Source organism: Terrisporobacter muris, assembly GCF_024621905.1.
GTDB classification, from domain to species: Bacteria; Bacillota; Clostridia; order Peptostreptococcales; family Peptostreptococcaceae; genus Terrisporobacter; species Terrisporobacter muris.
Genome location: NZ_JANKBY010000556.1, coordinates 1 through 1,352 on the forward strand (window position 1 = coordinate 1; position 1,352 = coordinate 1,352).

The 1,352-nt window shown below is 30.3% G+C and carries 1 protein-coding gene; it reads right to left on the bottom strand.

What is annotated here, in order from left to right:
* Nucleotides 1–187 precede the first annotated feature (187 nt).
* On the bottom strand, nucleotides 188–1,264 hold the full coding sequence (locus NSA58_RS20245; protein ID WP_074429638.1) for an SH3 domain-containing protein: 1,077 nt from the start codon (nucleotides 1,262–1,264) through the stop codon (nucleotides 188–190).
* Between the last annotated feature and the right edge of the window lie 88 nt (nucleotides 1,265–1,352).

The window sequence follows — 1,352 nt, forward strand, 5'->3', positions numbered from 1 at the left end:
AATGAAAATATTATTTTTTACAAATAAAAAATTCGCTTCGCTTAAGCCACTGCGTGGGCGCTCCACTTCATATTGCCAACTGCTTCGCCCGTTGCTCAATTAACAAAGTTGCAAATCATATGTTATCCATAGAATAAGTAACATATGATTTCCTTACAATAAAAAAAGCTAAGATTAACTTAGCTTTTTATTTAAGAATATAAATTGTTATATTTCGAACTCCCCAATTTAAACATTCTTGTTCTGTATTCATATAAATATCTATTTTATTTCCTTTAATTCCTCCACCACAATCTTCTGCAATAAAGGTTTTATCAAATTCAGGTATGTATACTCTACTTCCATAAGGTATAACTGTTGGATCTACTGCTATTGTTCTACCAAATATAGGTTTTGTCCCCGTAGCAGTTATAGTTCCAGTATAATAAGCATATGATTTCACCTGCATGCTTGAAGATATATCATCAGAACTTTCAGGTTTATTTGTTACTGAGTCTAACTCACTTTTTGATTTTAAATAAGCAGCAGAGCAGTAACCAATTTTCCCATTTGATAACTTAACCTTATACCAATTATTATTTGTACGCTCAACTATACTCACATTATTTCCTTTATAAACTAATCCTACTATGCTATTTGATGTTGATGGTCCACTTCTTACATTTAAATTTGCAGTAGCAATCAAAGTTTCTATAACTGTAGCACCATTATTTGTATTATTAGAGTTATTATTCGAGTTATCATTAGATGTATTTCCCGAATTACTATTACTTTCTTTTAAATATTTATTGCTAGAATATCCTATAGTTCCATCACTCAGTTTAACCTTATACCATCCAGAACTTGCGACTCCAATCATTTCTACACTATGATTTTTCTTAATATATCCTATTATTTTATAGTTTGTAGAACCTCCTGATCTTACATTTAATCCCGCTGTTGCCACAAGTTTTTTGCCAGTAGAGGATGAATCAGTTGTTGATAAACTTTTAGTTGAAATATAGTCTCCACTTACCCATCCAGTTTTACTACCATATTTAATTTTATACCAACCATCCTTAGATGATAAAATATCAACCTTATCTCCTTTTTTAAGTCCACCTATAGCATTATATGATGTTGATGGTCCACTTCTAATGTTAAGTGAATAAGCTGTCACTTCTCCAGTCTTTGAGTCTGCATGTACATTACCTGCCCCTATAGCATAAATTACAGACGTAGCTGATAATGCTGCTAATGCATATTTATTCTTCTTATTGATCATTTTTCCCCCTACAATTTTATTCTTTTCTATTATATAGTTTGTCATAATTATCCATTTATTAATATATTATCTTAATTTGATTAAATTT

What these genes read in the sequence shown, in the direction of transcription:
- NSA58_RS20245 (WP_074429638.1), bottom strand. Translation starts at nt 1,264, where the DNA reads ATGATCAATAAGAAGAATAAATATGCATTAGCAGCATTATCAGCTACG.